Genomic DNA, 15,814 nt, shown 5'->3' with positions numbered 1-15,814 from the left:
ATTCTCAACAAGCTTTCCATCAAGACCAGCGTCATGAGCCTTTACTGTCTTAGTAACTTCGTTACCATCAGCATCGCCCTTAAGTAAGTATGTCTCGTTGAACTTTGTTGTTTCAGCTACACGGTCGATTTCTGTTGTAAGCTGATTAATTTCGTCCTGGATTGAGTTACGATCTGTATCACTGTTTGTGCCGTTTGCTGCCTGAACTGCTAGCTCATTCATTCTCTGAAGCATTGAGTGAACTTCTGTTAAAGCACCTTCAGCTGTCTGTACTGCAGATACACCATCCTGAGCATTTGTAGATGCCTGATCAAGACCTCTTATCTGCTTACGCATTTTTTCTGAAATTGAAAGACCAGCTGCATCATCTGCTGCGCGGTTGATACGGAATCCTGAAGAAAGTTTCTCAGTTGATTTTGCCTGATTACCAGATGTGATGTTGAGCATACGAGATGCGTTCATTGCTTGCATGTTGTGTTGTACTACCATAAAATTTTTCCTCCTTGAAATAAATATGGTGTCGATACGAATTCTAAAAAGGATGAATCGTATCTTTAAGATTCCATCCGTGGAATCTTTTTAATATTAATTTGTTACTTTTGATTCAAGTGTGAATCTATATAATAAGTCATCTCATTAGCCTAGGATTGAAATGACATTATTAACTTAAACTTCTATTGGAGTTTCAGCTTTTTTATGTCTTAGTTCCTTCTTTTTCTTTTCAATTAATTCCTTGTGCTTGTTCAACTGACGCTCTTCTTTATAAATTCTTCCAATTTTTTCTTTAGCACTGTTGGAAATCTTTGTTTGGGGGATATAAGTGTCATCTTTTTGTTCCCGGACTATCTCGATGCATTTTGGTGCATCTATTAGCACTTTGATGTGACCACCCTCGGCTCCGGCGAACATGACCTTGACATCTGAACCAATATTAATTGATTGACCTTCTTTGAGTGTTAAACTAAGCATTTTTTCTACCTCCTTGTAGCAAATCAGAATCCATTCTTAGATGTAACAATTCATACAAATTGTTACGTAGTGCTACGATGCATATGTAATATCAAAAGGGAGGGATAAATATGTCAGTAACAGAACCAATTAGAAACATTTCAGAATTAAAGGATTTCATGAACTTCTATAAAGAAAAGGAATACAGCCCGAGAAATTATTGTTTGATTGTGGCGGGACTTAACACGGCACTACGCATTAGCGATATTCTTAGAATTACTTGGGATGAAGTATATGATTTTCAGGCGGATTGTTGTAAAACACATCTTAAATTGAGGGAAATGAAAACAAAGAAAGCACAGAATATATTAATTAATGAAGAATTTGAGAGTGCACTTATGCTTGTAAAGAAGCACAGTGAGAATGTCACCCCTACTCAGTATGTATTTCATTCTAAGGATGATTGTTTTAAACCAATCTCAAGGATTCAAGCCTACAGAATAATAAAGCATGCGGCCCAAATGACAGTTTCAAATCACGAGCATATAGGCTGTCATTCACTTAGAAAAACCTTTGGATACTTTGCATACAAAAATGGAGCTAATCCAATTCTTTTAATGAGTATCTTCAATCACTCATCATTTGAGATTACAAAAAGATATTTAGGAATCACTCAGGATGAGAAGGATAGAGTATATCTTAATTTAAATTTTTAACTATGAACAATCTGTGTAATCAATTGATTTTTCTAAAAGACGTTATAGAATAATCTTACCTCAAAAAAAATTTTAAAAAAATTAATTTTAGGGGTTAAGTATTTTGAAGAGCATCCGATATAGGAAGTACAAGGTAACAATTTGTATGAATTGTTACCTTTTTTACTATAAACCGGGCTATTATAAAACCTAAAAATCATTCGGGCTCCGTGGCATAGGCAGCGGAGCCCTTTTAGTATGAATTTTAAGGCTTTAAACATCGCCAAAAGTGGAATTTATAGTGCGATTTTGTTATACTTTAACGGAATATATATATACTAGAGGGAGATGTTTATGAGCTATCGAGGTAATACACACAACAGAAGAAGAAAAAAGAGATATAGAGTACCACGAGGCTACATTTATATAGCTGCAGCGGTTATTTGTTTGGCAGTTCTTGTCGTAGGAATATATTCTATAAAAAAATACACGCCTACCAAGGAACATGTTGATTTAACAGAGTATTTCACGCTTTCTCATGATAATGAGGCTGCGGTGGTGTTGAACAGTGAATACCTTGAACCTACTGCGGATATGGCTCATGGATATGCATTAGTAGATAACGGGGCGGTATATTTTGAACTTGGATTTATAAAGGATCATTTGGATGATGGGTATGTGTATGACCCTTCAGAAATCACCCTAAGATATGCTACGGATACCGAAATTTATACCGCAACATTAGGAAGCAATAGCTATTCCATTGATAAATCTGGCGAGTCGCTTAACAACAACATTGTAATAGCTAATGAAGATGCAGTTTATGTCTTAGCAGATTACGTTAAGCTTCTTACAGATATTCAATACAAATATTTCGACGAGCCTAGCCGAGTATTCATTGAATCTGCAGGTACTATAAAACAGACTGCAAAGGCCAAGGGTAAAACACAAATCAGAATATTAAATGGCCCAAAGAGTCCAATATTAGAGGATGTTAAAAAGGGCGAAGCGCTTACAGTCGTAAGAGATACTGGTAAATGGAGCTTTGTAGTTTCTGAAAATGGCGTTATGGGCTACATGAAGAATAAAAAGATTTCAGCCCAGACAGAGGAGACTGTAGAGGCAACTCTTCCAGAGAGAAATTACAAGCATATTTCTACAGGAAAAGAGATTTCCCTATTATGGCATCAGGTTACAGCACAGGCTGCAAACGCTGATATAGGCAATGTTTTAGCTAATTCAGGAAAGGTAAATGTTGTTTCACCTACCTGGTTTTACATGAACGACAATAAAGGTGGCATTGCTTCTATTGCTAGCAGTAGTTATGTTAGCACTTGTCATGCAGCAGGGGTTCAGGTATGGGGACTTATTAGCAACCTTGAAGATGAAAGCGTTGATACGACAACCGTTTTAAACACAACAAGTGCTAGAGATGCTCTTGTAAATAATCTTATCGCTCAGGCAATCACTTACGGATTGGATGGAATCAATATCGATATTGAACAGCTTGCAGGAGCAGCATCTGATGGATATATCCAGTTCATCAAAGAGCTTTCAATCAAGTGTGAAAAGAACGATATAATTTTATCAGTAGATAACTATGTCCCTACTGCATCATCAGCAGGCTACAATAGAAAAGAGCAGGCTAAATACGCTGATTATGTAATCATCATGGGATATGATGAGCACTATACAGGAAGCGAAGAGGCTGGCTCGGTTGCATCAATTGGCTGGGTAGAACAGGGTGTAAAGGATACCCTAGACGAAGTTCCAGCAGAACAGGTAGTACTTGGAATGCCATTTTATTGCAGAGTGTGGGAGATTCCTGAAGAAGGAAATATGTCCAGCAAAGCCTACGGAATGGATGCAATTCAAAGCTATCTTAAGACTAACGGGGTTTCCACAGCATGGGATGAAGCCTCAGGTCAATTCTATGGAGAGTATGTAAAGGGCAACACCACCTATAAGGTGTGGGTTGAGGATGATGCTTCCCTTGAAGAGAAGCTAAAGGTTATGGACAAATATGGTTTAGCTGGCGGCGCATTTTGGAAGAAAGGTTTTGATAACACAGCTGCATGGAACGTAATTGCAAAGTATTTATAAAATTTGTAATTGCCTTCAAAACACAGAAAAAACACGGTTTTTAAAGTTTTGTGACGTTTTAAAGGGTTTGTGTTATAAAGTAAAAGTGTTATAATTTTGAGTATGATTACTAGGATTATGGATGTTTCGACTGAGCCTTTAAATATGGATTATATTAAAGAGGCTTCAGCCATATTAAGAAATGGAGGACTTGTAGCTTTCCCTACAGAAACAGTTTACGGATTAGGCGGGGATGCTACAGATAAAGAGGCATCGCGAAAGATATATGCAGCGAAGGGGCGCCCATCGGACAACCCACTTATCGTTCATATCGCGAAGTTCTCGCAGCTGGAGGCTATATCAAAGGATTTACCTGAAAACGCTAAAAAGCTGGCGGATGCTTTTTGGCCAGGCCCACTTACAATGGTTGTAAATAAAAACGAAGTGGTTCCTTATGAAACAACAGGTGGTCTTGATACAGTAGCAGTAAGAATGCCAAACAATCCAGTGGCACTTGCTCTTATAGAAGAAAGCGGATGTATGATTGCAGCACCTAGTGCTAATACATCAGGCCGCCCAAGCCCTACAAAGGCAAGTCATGTATACGAGGATTTATCTGGCAAAATAGAGGCCATATTAGATGGCGGTTCGGTAGATATAGGTCTTGAATCTACAATCGTAGATTTGACAGAGGATGTGGTAACTATCCTTCGCCCAGGATATATCAATATGGATATGCTAAGAGAAGTTGTTGGCGAGGTTAGAATGGACCCAGGCATTGTTTACAATGACAAGGGAACCACATCAGGTGCCAGACCAAAGGCACCAGGTATGAGATATAAGCACTATGCACCTAAGGGCGATTTAACTATAATCTCGGGGGAAGAGGATGTAGTTGTAGCTAAAATCAACGAAATGACAAAGGCAGCACTTGATAATGGTCAGAGAGTTGGTATAATAGCAACCTCTGAATCAGCGGACAGATATAAAGATGGTCACGTGCTGGTTATCGGTGATAGAGCGGATGAAGGAAGTATAGCTCATAATCTATACGATATTCTTCGTCAGTTTGATGAAATAGGTGTTGATGTTATCTATTCAGAAAGCTTTGCCACACCAAAGATGGGACAGGCAATTATGAATAGATTGCTAAAGGCTGCAGGGCAAAAGACCATAGAGGTTGAGTAGGCAGTCAGGAGATAATGGTATGAAAGAAATTAATAGAGTTATTTTTGCTTCTGGAAGCGGAACCTCTAGGGCGCCCATGGCTGCGGCTATATTTCACAGCATTGAGCACTCAAGGCCTATCATTTGTGAGGCCAGAGGTTTGATAGTTCAGTTTCCAGAGCCGCTTAATCAAAAGGCGGAAGCAATACTTATCAGTAATGGAACCACGCTTAAGGATTATTCTTCCAAGCAGTTGATGGATTCGGATTTTTCCGATAACACTCTTGTAATCACGATGGAGGAAAGCCAAAGGCAAAAAATATTAAATGAATACGCGAATGCCACTGAGGAAAACACTCGCCTTTTAAATGAGCTTGTTGGGGACGAGCTTGAGGTGATGGATCCTTATGGTGGTTCAGTACAGACATATGGGCTGTGCTACGAGGTCTTAAAGGCATCAATAGAGAAGTTAATGAGGGTTATTTCTGCATAAATTATATACGTATTGGAGGACAAGACCATGAGTGACAAGAGACTTGATTACATTAGCTGGGATGAATACTTTATGGGCGTAGCAGTATTATCGGGTATGAGATCTAAAGACCCTAACACACAGGTTGGAGCTTGTATTGTAAGCCAGGATAATAAAATATTATCCATGGGCTACAATGGTTTTCCAAATGGTTGTTCAGATGATGAGTTTCCTTGGGCAAGAGTAGGAGACCCTCTGGAGAATAAATATTTCTATACTACACACAGCGAGTTGAACGCAATCTTGAACTACAGAGGTGGTTCGTTAGAAGGTTCAAAGCTGTATGTATCACTTTTTCCATGTAATGAATGTGCCAAGGCTATCATTCAGTCAGGCATAAAAACAATTATATACGACAGCGATAAATACGAAAACACTCCTTCTGTAATAGCGTCAAAAAGGATGCTAAAGGCAGCAGGTGTTGAGTTTTATCAGTATGAGCACACAGGTAGAGAAATCAAATTTACCGTGTAGCGTAGATTAGATACTATAACTAGCCAGATAGGAGCAAGCAGTGAGGGACAAGAAAAAGGCGAAAGGTGATGTAGCAAATTCTTTAGTGATGGTGCTACAGCTTGGGATAAACATAATAGTACCGATTCTTTTATGTACGGTAATTGGTGTTGTACTCACTAAGAATTTTGGCTCCAAAGGCTATGCTATAGGAGGAATTCTTGTAGGAGTGGTTGCAGCATGTAATGGGGCATACCGTTACCTAAGAGGATATTTAAAACGATTCGAGTCAAAGGAAAAGCATGATTAATTGGATGAAAAGACTAAATCAAGCTTTACCCGGCTTGGTTTTAGGGATACTTATATACGGCGGATTAGTCGAAATCGTAGGGGTTTGGTTTGTTAAGGACAAAATCAGATACACCACAGGATTAATCTTTGGAATCGGATGCGCAATATTTATGGCTATACATATCGCCATGATTATTGAAGAATCAGTAAGAATTGGCCAAGGTCATGAAAAATATCTATCCTTCAAATCGGTGATGAGATATTTAATCGTGTGCGCAGTGATGATTCTTATGATGGTGCTTAAGCTTGGAAACATGTTTACAGCACTCATCGGTATTTTAGGGCTCAAGGTTAGTGCTTATGCGCAACCTTTGCTATACAAATTTCTCGGTAATAACAATTTAAATAAAACCGAGGGGATTAACAATGAATTAAATACGAAGGAGGTGAAAGTGTGACAGAAGGAATTTTACTGGCCTCGAGCGATACTGTGGACATGATCAAGGGTCTGTACAAGTACGAAGTATTTGGACAGGAGGTTTGGATTACCACATCTCATGTCTGTATCCTTATCGTTTGGCTTTCGCTGGTTATTTTCTCTTTAATAGCCAACCATAAGCTAAAGCATGCCACTGAAGTTCCTGATACCTTCCAAAGCATCTTGGAGTTGATCGTTTCACTTTTAGATGGAATGGTGGAAGGCAGTATGGGTAAGCACGCACCAGTGTTTGCAAATTGGATTTGTACGATATTCTGTTTCATCTTGGTATCTAACTTATCTGGTTTGGTTGGACTAAGACCGCCAACAGCCGATTACGGTACAACACTGGCACTGGCATTAATTACCTTTGTTTGCATCCATGTAGTAAAGATTAGGCATCAGAGTGCAAAGGACATTTGGATTGACAAGTGTTCTCCATTGCCACCATGGTTGCCAATTTGGATGCCTATCAATGTCATTTCCGACATTGCGGTACCAATTTCTATGTCACTACGTTTGTTTGCAAACGTTCTTTCAGGAACTATCATTATGGGTCTTGTGTATGGATTGCTAGGAAAGTTTGCCATTATATGGCCTGCAGCACTTCATGTGTACTTTGATATTTTTTCAGGTGCAATCCAGACCTATGTATTCTGTATGTTGACAATGACATACATTACACAAAGTTATGGGGATAGCTAATTAGCAAATTGCCCTGGCGAAAGAAAAAACACTTTTAGGAGGAAACAATTTATGAACATTTCAGGTACAGATTTAATTAAAGCTTGTTCAGCAATCGGTGCTGGTCTTGCAGTTATCGCTGGTATTGGTCCTGGTATTGGACAAGGTATCGCAGCTGGTCACGGTGCAGCAGCCGTTGGTCGTAACCCAGGAGCACAGGGACAGATCATGTCTACTATGTTACTTGGTCAGGCCGTTGCCGAGACAACAGGTCTTTACGGACTTGTTATTGCCCTTCTGTTACTCTTTGTACAGCCTTTAGTTGGCTAAGCGGAACCAGGAAGATAGATTATAAAAAAGGAGGGGCTAAAAGTTGGAAAGACTATTTGACTTAGACGTTCAGTTGGTGAACGACGTAGTACTTTTAGCCATAGCAGTATTCTTCCTATTCCTTATAATGTCAAACAAGCTTTTCAATCCAGCAAGAAAGCTTTTGCAGGATAGAAAGGATGGCATTGCAAGGGACATCGCAGATGCTAAGAAAGATAAGGAAGAGGCAGAAAAGCTAAGGCTCGAGTACGAGGCAAAGCTTAAGGATATCAACAAAGAAAGAGATGCTATCCTGGCTGAAGCAAGACAAAAGGCCTTGAAGAATGAAACCAAAATTATTAGCGACGCTAAGGAAGAGGCAGCAGCTATTATCGCTCGTGCAAACGAGGAGGCTGAGCTTGAGAAGAAGAAGGTTGCTGATGAGGTTAAGCAGGAAATGATATCAGTTGCAGCTGTTATGGCTAGCAAGGTTGTTGCTGCTAACATCGATACAACTATTCAGAACACCTTAGTAGAGCAAACTCTTAAGGAAATGGGTGAAAACACATGGCTAAATTAGTCTCAAACGTATATGGTGATGCATTGTTTGAGCTAGCCGTGGAATCAGGGAAGGTCGATGACTTTTTAAATGAGGCAGAGGCTGTCATAGAGGTCCTTGAGACTAATGACGGATTTTCTCAGATGATGAATCATCCAAAAATCAATAAAGAAGAAAAGCTTCAAATCATCGACAATGTATTCAAAGGTAAAGTAAGCGATGAGCTGGTAGGTCTCCTTAGACAGCTTGAGGAGAAGGACCACGCAAAGGATATGGTGGCAGTGCTTAATTACTTCATTGAGAAGGTTTACGATTACAAGAAAATCGGCAGGGCAACTGTTACAACACCGACAGAGCTTACTGAAGCACAGAAATCAGATGTCGAGAAGCGTTTGCTTCAAACTACCGACTATGGTTCATTTGTAATGACATACAAGGTAGACCCTGAATTAATCGGGGGTATGGTAATTCGCATTAAGGATAGAGTCGTTGATAGTTCTATCAAGACTCAGATTAGTAAATTAACTCACGAGTTATCAAATATTCAATTGAAAGTAGGTGAATGCGCTCCATGAATTTAAAACCAGAAGAGATTAGCTCGGTTATTAAAGAGCAGATGAAACGCTATGCAGCGCAGCTTGATGTTTCGGACGTAGGAACCGTAATTCAGGTTGCCGATGGAATTGCACGTATTCACGGATTACAGAATGCTATGCAGGGCGAACTTCTAGAGTTCCCTGGGGAAGTATACGGCATGGTATTAAACCTTGAGGAGGACAACGTTGGTTGCGTTCTTTTAGGAAACGACAAGAATATCAATGAAGGTGACACAGTAAAGACAACTGGTCGTGTCGTTGAGGTTCCAGTTGGTGACGCGATGCTTGGACGTGTAGTTAACGCGTTAGGTCAGCCTATTGATGGCAAGGGACCTATCGATTCTTCAAAGTTCCGTCCAATCGAGCGTGTTGCTTCAGGCGTTATCTCTCGTAAATCCGTAGATACACCATTGCAGACAGGTATTAAGGCTATCGATTCCATGATCCCTATTGGACGTGGACAGCGTGAGCTTATTATCGGTGATAGACAGACAGGTAAGACTGCTATCGCAATCGATACAATCATTAACCAGAAGGGACAGGGCGTAAAATGTATTTACGTTGCTATCGGTCAGAAGGCTTCTACCGTAGCAGCCCTTGTTAAAACATTAGAGGAATACGGTGCTATGAGCTGGACAACAGTAGTTGCAGCTACAGCATCAGAGCTTGCACCACTTCAGTATATCGCTCCTTACTCAGGATGCGCTATCGGTGAAGAGTGGATGGAGAACGGAGAGGATGTACTTATCATTTATGATGATTTAAGTAAGCATGCTACTGCATACCGTACACTCTCATTACTTCTTCGTCGTCCACCAGGACGTGAAGCTTACCCAGGTGATGTCTTCTACTTACACTCAAGATTACTTGAGCGTGCAGCTAGACTTTCAGACAAGCTTGGCGGCGGTTCACTTACCGCACTTCCAATCATTGAGACACAGGCAGGCGATGTATCAGCATATATCCCTACAAACGTTATCTCAATCACAGATGGTCAGATTTATCTTGAGACAGAAGCCTTCAACGCAGGTTTCAGACCAGCCGTTAACGCGGGTCTTTCAGTATCCCGTGTAGGTGGTTCTGCTCAGATTAAAGCTATGAAGAAAATCGCAGCTCCTATCCGTGTAGAGCTTGCTCAGTACAGAGAGCTTGCAGCTTTCGCACAGTTCGGCTCAGAGCTTGATGCTGATACAGCTGAAAAGCTTGCACAAGGTGAGCGTATCAAAGAGATGTTAAAGCAGCCACAGTACGCACCAATGCCAGTAGAGTATCAGATTATGATTATCTACGCAGCAACAAAGAAGTACTTGCTCGACATACCAACAGCCGATGTCCTTAAGTTTGAAAAGGCATTGTTTGATTTGGTTGATACAAAGTATCCAGAGATTCCAGAAAGCATTCGCACAACAAAGGTGCTTGAAGGCGAGATGGAAGAAAAGCTAATTAAGGCTATCGAGGAGTGTAAAAAAGACTACAAGTAAGGAGGGTGATCTGTTATGGCCTCAATGAGAGACATAAAAAGAAGAAAACAGAGTGTTAGTAGCACTCAGCAGATCACTAAGGCCATGAAGCTTGTATCTACAGTAAAGCTCCAGAAGGCCAGAAGTAAGGCAGAACAGACAACACCTTACTTCAATGCAATGTATAACACAATTTGTGGAATGCTTGCAAAGGCTGGCACAGTAAACAATAAATACCTTAGAGATAACGGTTCAGAAAAGATTGGCATTATCGTCATCACATCTAACCGTGGTCTTGCAGGTGGATACAATTCAAACATTGTAAAGATGATTACTGGCAGCGACATGGATCCTTCTGATGTAAAGCTTTATGTTATAGGACACAAGGGTGGTGAGAGTCTTGCCCACAAGGGATACGAAGTGGTTAAGGACTATTCTCCAGTAATGGAGGCACCAACCTATGCAGATGCAATTGCCATCTGCAATGATGTTCTAACTGATTATGCAAGTGGTGATATAGGACAGATTTATCTTGTATATACACACTTCAAAAACACAGTTAGCCAGATTCCAAAGCTAATGAAGCTGCTTCCAGCAGAGGTTGATGAGGCAGATGTTGAGGCTGTAAAGTCTACTTCAGCAGAGGCTCTTATGAATTTTGAGCCAAACGAAGAAGAGGCTTTAGAGCTAATCATTCCAAAATATGTCACATCACTTGTATATGGCGCATTAGTTGAGGCTGTTGCTTCAGAAAATGGTGCCAGAATGCAGGCCATGGATTCAGCAACAAACAACGCTGAGGAAATCATTAGTGATCTATCATTAAAATACAATCGTGCCCGCCAGGGATCAATTACTCAGGAATTGACCGAGATTATCGCTGGTGCAGAGGCATTATCTTAAAGCAGATAGGAGTGAAAAAATGGCAAATAATATTGGTAAAATCACTCAGATTATCGGTGCGGTACTTGATGTAAAATTCGGAGAGGATTCTCTTCCAGAAATCAACGATGCTCTTGAAATTACCAGAGCAAACGGTGAGAGACTGGTTGTCGAGGTTGCACAGCATTTGGGTGACGATACAGTTCGTTGTATTGCCATGGGTCCTACAGACGGATTAGTACGTGGAATGGATGTAGTAGCTACAGGAGCACCAATTTCGGTTCCTGTTGGTGAGGCTACTCTTGGTCGTATTTTCAACGTACTAGGTGAAGCTATTGATGAGCAGCCAGCACCTGAGGGTGTTGACAAGATGCCTATCCATAGGAAAGCACCTGCGTTTGAGGAGCAGGCAACATCAACAGAAATGCTTGAGACAGGTATTAAGGTCGTTGACCTTCTTTGCCCATATCAGAAAGGTGGAAAGATTGGTTTGTTCGGTGGTGCCGGTGTAGGTAAAACCGTACTTATTCAGGAGCTTATCCACAACATCGCTACTGAGCACGGTGGATATTCAGTATTCACTGGTGTAGGTGAGCGTACTCGTGAAGGTAATGACCTTTACTACGAAATGAAGGAGTCAGGCGTTATCGACAAAACCTGCATGGTTTTCGGTCAGATGAACGAGCCACCTGGAGCCAGAATGAGAGTTGGTCTTACTGGACTTACAATGGCTGAGTACTTCAGAGATAAGGGTGGAAAGGACGTACTTCTTTTCATCGATAACATCTTCCGTTTTACTCAGGCTGGTTCAGAGGTTTCGGCCCTACTTGGTCGTATGCCTTCAGCCGTTGGTTATCAGCCAACACTTCAGACAGAGATGGGCGCTCTTCAGGAGCGAATCACATCTACAAAGAACGGTTCAATCACATCAGTACAGGCCGTATACGTGCCTGCCGACGATTTGACTGACCCAGCTCCAGCTACAACATTCGCACACTTGGATGCTACTACAGTTCTTGAGCGTTCTATCGCCGAGCTTGGTATTTATCCAGCGGTAGACCCACTTGGTTCTACATCTCGTATCCTTGACCCACGTATCGTTGGTCAGGAACACTTCGAGGTTGCCCGTGGTGTACAGGAGATTCTTCAGAAATATAAGGAATTACAGGATATCATCGCAATCCTTGGTATGGATGAACTTTCAGAAGAGGATAAGCTTGTAGTTAACCGTGCTCGTAAGATTCAGAGATTCTTGTCACAGCCATTCTTCGTTGCTGGTCAGTTTACTGGCTTGGAAGGAAAGTATGTGCCAATCGCTGAGACAGTACGTGGCTTCAAGGAAATCCTAGAAGGTAAGCATGATGACATCCCAGAGAGCTACTTCCTTAACGCTGGTACAATCGACGAGGTTCGTGCCAAGATGAACGAGAACAAATAGGAGGTGGCATAGATGGCAGATAACACCTTTAAGGTATCAATCATCACGCCAGAGCGTAGCTTTTACGAGGGAGAAGCTACAATGGTTGAATTTAATACTGCCTGTGGTGAGATTGGCGTTCTGCCAAAACATATACCACTCACCACAGTAATCGCGCCAGGTATCTGTACTATTACAGAGGCTGATGGTGTGAAAAAAGCAGCTATACATGCGGGCCTCGCTGAGATCCTCCCAGATAAGGTAACTTTGCTTGCCGAGATTGCTGAGTGGCCAGACGAGATAGATGTAGAGCGTGCAAAAAAGGCTGAAGAAAGAGCTAAAAATCGTTTAGCACAGAAGGAAGTTGGTCTTGATGTGCTAAGAGCGGAGGTTGCGCTAAAGAAAGCGCTAGTTAGACAAGAAATACATCAAAATCATTAAGGAGAGCTTATTAGTTCCCATAATGAAAGGCGGGGGAGGTAACACTATGCTCGATGCTGATACAAAACGAGACATTGAAGAATTAAAAATTCAACTGAAGAAGTTTGAGGATGAGGAAGCACAGCTCATGAAAGAGCTTGAGACCTTACGTGCCCGAAAGACAGAGGTCAAAGACAAACTCAAGGTCCTCAGCAATGACGATAAGTATCAGCAGGATATGTTGAATAGAGTATATCAGCAACGGCATGGTGATGCCGCTAAAAAGCCAAACTAAATAAAAGACTCCAGCATTGCTGGGTTACGTGAAATCATGGCGCCGCATATGTTGTGGCGCCTTTTTTGTGCTTTAAAAAAAGAAGCAAAACCATTAGAATTAATCATAGGTTGTCAAGAATAGTACTAAAGTTAAAGAGGATATAAAAATGAATTATATAGGCGATTTAAGAAAAGTGATAGGCCATGATACCATAATGACTGTAGGCTGTGGTGTGCTTGTAGAAAATGAAAAGGGCCAGGTGCTATTGCAAAAGCGAAGCGATAATGGTCAGTGGTGTGTACCAGGTGGAGCATTAGAGCTTGGGGAGACCTATAAGGAAGCTGCAGCAAGAGAGCTTAGGGAAGAGGTTGGTATAGAAGTTAAGGAGCTTCAGCTGTTTGGCCTGTATTCAGGAGATGATAGGATGATTACATATCCAAACCAGGATGTTGTCTATTCACTTGCAGTGATTTTTAAGACAAATAAGTACACGGGAACTATCTCAGATGAGGATTCCGAGGTGCTTGAACATAGATTCTTCAATCCACAGGATATTCCAAAGGATTTGTTTGCACCTGATGCAAGACCAATAACAGATTGGGCTAAGGGAAAAACTCAAGTTGTGGTAGAATAGTTGTAAATGGAGGTAACACAAATGGGAGAAAGACTTACAAAAGGTGATATAGAAAAGATTCAGGCAGAGATAGATGAGCGTAAGCTTGTGCTTCGACCAAAGCTTCTTGAAGAGGTAAAGGAGACAAGAGCCCAGGGCGATTTATCCGAAAATTTCGAGTATCACGAAGCAAAGCGTGCCAAGAATATGAACGATAGCCGTATTCGTTACTTAGAGAAGATGCTTAAGTTTGCAGAAGTGGTAGATGATAGTAGTGCTGATGATGAGGTTGGAATTAATAACACAGTTACAATCTACATCCCAGAGGATGATTGTGAGGAAACATACAAGCTTGTTACAAGTATCCGCGGCAATTCACTTAAAGGGCTAATTTCCATAGAATCACCACTAGGAGCTGCAATACGTGGTAAACATGTGGGCGATAGAGTAATGGTAAAAGTAAATGATAATTATTCCTACGAAGTAGAGATTAGGTTGATAGATAAATCAACAACAGACGAGGATGACCAGATAAAAAGATATTAAAGATTACAAAAGCTGCTTTTATTGAGCGGCTTTTTTATATTACTTTCAGAATAGAATTTACCCATAAATAATGGTATATTTATATTAGATTTTTATGAGAAAATGGGGTGAGAATTATGGTGAAAGAGAAGCTTAGTCAAATCGGGGAGACAGTTCTTGAAAAAATCGATGGGCTTGATGTTAAGGATAAGCTTATCGAGCATAGTTTCAACCATTCGGATATCACTAGAAATGATTTCATGCTGAAGGGAGCTCTTGCCAGTGAAGGATATGATTGGTGGTGGCACAGCTTTACTGGTCATAACAAAAAGACGGGCGAGGAAAAGGCTTTCTTTATCGAGTTTTTCACAATCAACCCAGAGCTAGGTGGCGATGAGCCAGTGTTTGGCCAGCTGCCAGAGAACAAGGCATCAGGAGTGAAGCCATCCTATATGATGGTAAAAGTAGGCTGCTGGGGCGAGGGCGCAAAACAGATGCATCGCTTTTTTGGCTGGAACAAGGTCAACGTCAAGGAGGATGTACCATTTCTCATAAGTGCAGACGATTGTTTCTGCTCTGAGACCCGAACCCTTGGTAAGGTAGAGGTTACAGAGGAAGATGCCAAGAACCATCCAGAGTGGATGTGTCAGGCAGGCAAGATGGTCTGGGATTTAAATATGGAAAAGCAGATTGCTTTCAACGTGGGCTACGGCGCAGGCTGGGCGTCTCGTGAAATAGAGGCATTTGAAATGTTCTGGCATGCAGAAGGCATGAAGACATTATTCAGTGGCTCCGTTATACTAGACGGTGTTGAATACGAAGTCAGCCCAGATAGCTGCTATGGCTATGCAGATAAGAACTGGGGCAAAGATTTCACATCTCCATGGGTGTGGCTTGCAAGCTCACATCTTAAGAGTAAGGTATCAGGAAAATGGCTGGAAAACAGCGCGTTTGATATCGGAGGAGGCCGACCAAAGGTTAGAACTGGCCACAGCTTTGATGATGTAATCCTTGGAGCCTTTTGGTATGAGGGTCAGCCTTACGAGTTCAACTTCTCAAGATTTTGGACTCTCACCAGTACAGATTTCAACTGCACCACTGAGGGTGAGCAGGTAGTATGGGAAATCACCCAGGAGACACCGCTTGCCAAATTAGAAGCTAAAATCACCTGTGATAAAAAGGACATGCTTCTTATAAACTACGAGGCACCAAACGGTGAAAAGCGCCACAATAATCTATGGAATGGCGGCAACGGCACAGGCGAGATAAAGCTATATAAGAAAATTCTCAAGACCAAAGACACTAAGGCCAATAAAAAAGCCGAGTGGAAATGGGAGCTTGTGGATGATATGGAAGCCTATAATATAGGCTGCGAATACGGCGTCTATTCTGAATAGATGTTAGAAATAGAAAGGAAGTAATTTTA

General features: G+C 41.3%; 21 protein-coding genes. 19 read left to right on the top strand and 2 right to left on the bottom strand.

What is annotated here, in order from left to right:
• Both BM097_RS11160 and BM097_RS11155 read right to left on the bottom strand, forming a co-directional pair.
• A partial coding sequence (locus BM097_RS11160; RefSeq protein ID WP_443197885.1) for a flagellin N-terminal helical domain-containing protein occupies positions 1 to 489 on the bottom strand: 489 nt, incomplete at its 3' end.
• A 177-nt stretch (positions 490 to 666) separates the two neighbouring features.
• The gene (locus BM097_RS11155; RefSeq protein ID WP_090549529.1) at positions 667 to 969 is read right to left on the bottom strand and encodes a carbon storage regulator; all 303 of its coding nucleotides are present in this window, start codon (positions 967 to 969) and stop codon (positions 667 to 669) included.
• 110 nt (positions 970 to 1,079) lie between these two features.
• Between BM097_RS11155 and BM097_RS11150 the strand changes: the two genes are divergently transcribed.
• The 19 genes from BM097_RS11150 to BM097_RS11060 all read left to right on the top strand — a co-directional run bounded on the left by BM097_RS11150 (position 1,080) and on the right by BM097_RS11060 (position 15,785).
• Positions 1,080 to 1,664 carry a tyrosine-type recombinase/integrase gene (locus BM097_RS11150; protein ID WP_090549527.1) on the top strand — a complete coding sequence of 195 codons (585 nt, stop codon included), beginning with the start codon at positions 1,080 to 1,082 and terminating at the stop codon, positions 1,662 to 1,664.
• A 333-nt stretch (positions 1,665 to 1,997) separates the two neighbouring features.
• Entirely contained in the window at positions 1,998 to 3,746 is a 1,749-nt protein-coding gene (locus BM097_RS11145; protein WP_177197451.1) for a glycosyl hydrolase family 18 protein, read from the top strand.
• Between the two features lie 102 nt (positions 3,747 to 3,848).
• Complete coding sequence (locus BM097_RS11140) at positions 3,849 to 4,913, top strand: L-threonylcarbamoyladenylate synthase (protein WP_090549522.1); 1,065 nt, start codon at positions 3,849 to 3,851, stop codon at positions 4,911 to 4,913.
• Positions 4,914 to 4,932: 19 nt separating this feature from the next.
• Entirely contained in the window at positions 4,933 to 5,385 is a 453-nt protein-coding gene (locus tag BM097_RS11135; RefSeq protein ID WP_090549520.1) for an arsenate reductase/protein-tyrosine-phosphatase family protein, read from the top strand.
• Between the two features lie 27 nt (positions 5,386 to 5,412).
• Complete coding sequence (locus BM097_RS11130) at positions 5,413 to 5,898, top strand: deoxycytidylate deaminase (RefSeq protein WP_090549518.1); 486 nt, start codon at positions 5,413 to 5,415, stop codon at positions 5,896 to 5,898.
• Positions 5,899 to 5,938: 40 nt separating this feature from the next.
• Positions 5,939 to 6,187, top strand: coding sequence for an AtpZ/AtpI family protein (locus BM097_RS11125; RefSeq protein ID WP_090549515.1), 249 nt, complete (start codon positions 5,939 to 5,941; stop codon positions 6,185 to 6,187).
• Positions 6,180 to 6,626: a hypothetical protein gene (locus BM097_RS11120; protein WP_177197450.1), complete on the top strand. Its 447-nt coding sequence runs from the start codon at positions 6,180 to 6,182 to the stop codon at positions 6,624 to 6,626. The genes BM097_RS11125 and BM097_RS11120 overlap by 8 nt, the downstream gene beginning before the upstream one ends.
• Positions 6,623 to 7,351, top strand: a complete 729-nt coding sequence (gene atpB / locus BM097_RS11115) for a F0F1 ATP synthase subunit A (protein ID WP_177197449.1) — start codon at positions 6,623 to 6,625, stop codon at positions 7,349 to 7,351. Before BM097_RS11120 ends, atpB begins: the two co-directional genes overlap by 4 nt.
• A gap of 51 nt (positions 7,352 to 7,402) precedes the next feature.
• A complete protein-coding gene (atpE, locus tag BM097_RS11110) occupies positions 7,403 to 7,660 on the top strand; it encodes an ATP synthase F0 subunit C (protein WP_015550578.1) in 258 nt (85 codons plus the stop codon).
• A gap of 43 nt (positions 7,661 to 7,703) precedes the next feature.
• Entirely contained in the window at positions 7,704 to 8,219 is a 516-nt protein-coding gene (atpF, locus tag BM097_RS11105; RefSeq protein ID WP_090549512.1) for a F0F1 ATP synthase subunit B, read from the top strand.
• Positions 8,207 to 8,773 (top strand): ATP synthase F1 subunit delta, encoded by a 567-nt coding sequence (gene atpH, locus BM097_RS11100; protein ID WP_090549509.1) that lies wholly within the window; start codon positions 8,207 to 8,209, stop codon positions 8,771 to 8,773. The genes atpF and atpH overlap by 13 nt, the downstream gene beginning before the upstream one ends.
• On the top strand, positions 8,770 to 10,275 hold the full coding sequence (gene atpA, locus BM097_RS11095) for a F0F1 ATP synthase subunit alpha (protein WP_090549506.1): 1,506 nt from the start codon (positions 8,770 to 8,772) through the stop codon (positions 10,273 to 10,275). Before atpH ends, atpA begins: the two co-directional genes overlap by 4 nt.
• 15 nt (positions 10,276 to 10,290) lie before the next feature.
• Complete coding sequence (atpG, locus tag BM097_RS11090; RefSeq protein ID WP_090549502.1) at positions 10,291 to 11,157, top strand: ATP synthase F1 subunit gamma; 867 nt, start codon at positions 10,291 to 10,293, stop codon at positions 11,155 to 11,157.
• Between the two features lie 19 nt (positions 11,158 to 11,176).
• Entirely contained in the window at positions 11,177 to 12,574 is a 1,398-nt protein-coding gene (gene atpD / locus BM097_RS11085) for a F0F1 ATP synthase subunit beta (protein ID WP_090549499.1), read from the top strand.
• A gap of 12 nt (positions 12,575 to 12,586) precedes the next feature.
• The gene (atpC, locus tag BM097_RS11080) at positions 12,587 to 12,994 is read left to right on the top strand and encodes an ATP synthase F1 subunit epsilon (protein ID WP_090549496.1); all 408 of its coding nucleotides are present in this window, start codon (positions 12,587 to 12,589) and stop codon (positions 12,992 to 12,994) included.
• Positions 12,995 to 13,040: 46 nt separating this feature from the next.
• The gene (locus BM097_RS11075) at positions 13,041 to 13,268 is read left to right on the top strand and encodes a hypothetical protein (RefSeq protein ID WP_090549493.1); all 228 of its coding nucleotides are present in this window, start codon (positions 13,041 to 13,043) and stop codon (positions 13,266 to 13,268) included.
• Positions 13,269 to 13,416: 148 nt separating this feature from the next.
• Positions 13,417 to 13,884 carry an NUDIX hydrolase gene (locus BM097_RS11070; RefSeq protein ID WP_090549490.1) on the top strand — a complete coding sequence of 156 codons (468 nt, stop codon included), beginning with the start codon at positions 13,417 to 13,419 and terminating at the stop codon, positions 13,882 to 13,884.
• A 21-nt stretch (positions 13,885 to 13,905) separates the two neighbouring features.
• Positions 13,906 to 14,409 carry a GreA/GreB family elongation factor gene (locus BM097_RS11065; protein WP_028243197.1) on the top strand — a complete coding sequence of 168 codons (504 nt, stop codon included), beginning with the start codon at positions 13,906 to 13,908 and terminating at the stop codon, positions 14,407 to 14,409.
• Positions 14,410 to 14,525: 116 nt separating this feature from the next.
• Positions 14,526 to 15,785, top strand: coding sequence for a hypothetical protein (locus tag BM097_RS11060; RefSeq protein ID WP_177197448.1), 1,260 nt, complete (start codon positions 14,526 to 14,528; stop codon positions 15,783 to 15,785).
• Positions 15,786 to 15,814: the final 29 nt, after the last annotated feature.

It is taken from the genome of Pseudobutyrivibrio sp. OR37 (genome assembly GCF_900113655.1).
Lineage (GTDB): Bacteria > Bacillota > Clostridia > Lachnospirales > Lachnospiraceae > Pseudobutyrivibrio.
Note: the sequence above shows the minus strand (reverse complement) of the source record. Positions and strands in the feature narration are given on the sequence as shown.

Excerpts from the sequence above, each read along its gene's own strand:
- atpD (WP_090549499.1), top strand. The coding sequence starts at position 11,177 with ATGGCAAATAATATTGGTAAAATCACTCAGATTATCGGTGCGGTACTT.
- BM097_RS11065 (WP_028243197.1), top strand. The coding sequence starts at position 13,906 with ATGGGAGAAAGACTTACAAAAGGTGATATAGAAAAGATTCAGGCAGAG.
- BM097_RS11150 (WP_090549527.1), top strand. The coding sequence starts at position 1,080 with ATGTCAGTAACAGAACCAATTAGAAACATTTCAGAATTAAAGGATTTC.
- BM097_RS11155 (WP_090549529.1), bottom strand. The coding sequence starts at position 969 with ATGCTTAGTTTAACACTCAAAGAAGGTCAATCAATTAATATTGGTTCA.
- BM097_RS11145 (WP_177197451.1), top strand. The coding sequence starts at position 1,998 with ATGAGCTATCGAGGTAATACACACAACAGAAGAAGAAAAAAGAGATAT.
- BM097_RS11120 (WP_177197450.1), top strand. The coding sequence starts at position 6,180 with ATGATTAATTGGATGAAAAGACTAAATCAAGCTTTACCCGGCTTGGTT.
- atpH (WP_090549509.1), top strand. The coding sequence starts at position 8,207 with ATGGCTAAATTAGTCTCAAACGTATATGGTGATGCATTGTTTGAGCTA.
- BM097_RS11060 (WP_177197448.1), top strand. The coding sequence starts at position 14,526 with ATGGTGAAAGAGAAGCTTAGTCAAATCGGGGAGACAGTTCTTGAAAAA.
- atpG (WP_090549502.1), top strand. The coding sequence starts at position 10,291 with ATGGCCTCAATGAGAGACATAAAAAGAAGAAAACAGAGTGTTAGTAGC.
- atpE (WP_015550578.1), top strand. The coding sequence starts at position 7,403 with ATGAACATTTCAGGTACAGATTTAATTAAAGCTTGTTCAGCAATCGGT.
- atpA (WP_090549506.1), top strand. The coding sequence starts at position 8,770 with ATGAATTTAAAACCAGAAGAGATTAGCTCGGTTATTAAAGAGCAGATG.
- BM097_RS11070 (WP_090549490.1), top strand. The coding sequence starts at position 13,417 with ATGAATTATATAGGCGATTTAAGAAAAGTGATAGGCCATGATACCATA.
- BM097_RS11135 (WP_090549520.1), top strand. The coding sequence starts at position 4,933 with ATGAAAGAAATTAATAGAGTTATTTTTGCTTCTGGAAGCGGAACCTCT.
- BM097_RS11130 (WP_090549518.1), top strand. The coding sequence starts at position 5,413 with ATGAGTGACAAGAGACTTGATTACATTAGCTGGGATGAATACTTTATG.
- BM097_RS11140 (WP_090549522.1), top strand. The coding sequence starts at position 3,849 with ATGATTACTAGGATTATGGATGTTTCGACTGAGCCTTTAAATATGGAT.
- atpC (WP_090549496.1), top strand. The coding sequence starts at position 12,587 with ATGGCAGATAACACCTTTAAGGTATCAATCATCACGCCAGAGCGTAGC.
- BM097_RS11075 (WP_090549493.1), top strand. The coding sequence starts at position 13,041 with ATGCTCGATGCTGATACAAAACGAGACATTGAAGAATTAAAAATTCAA.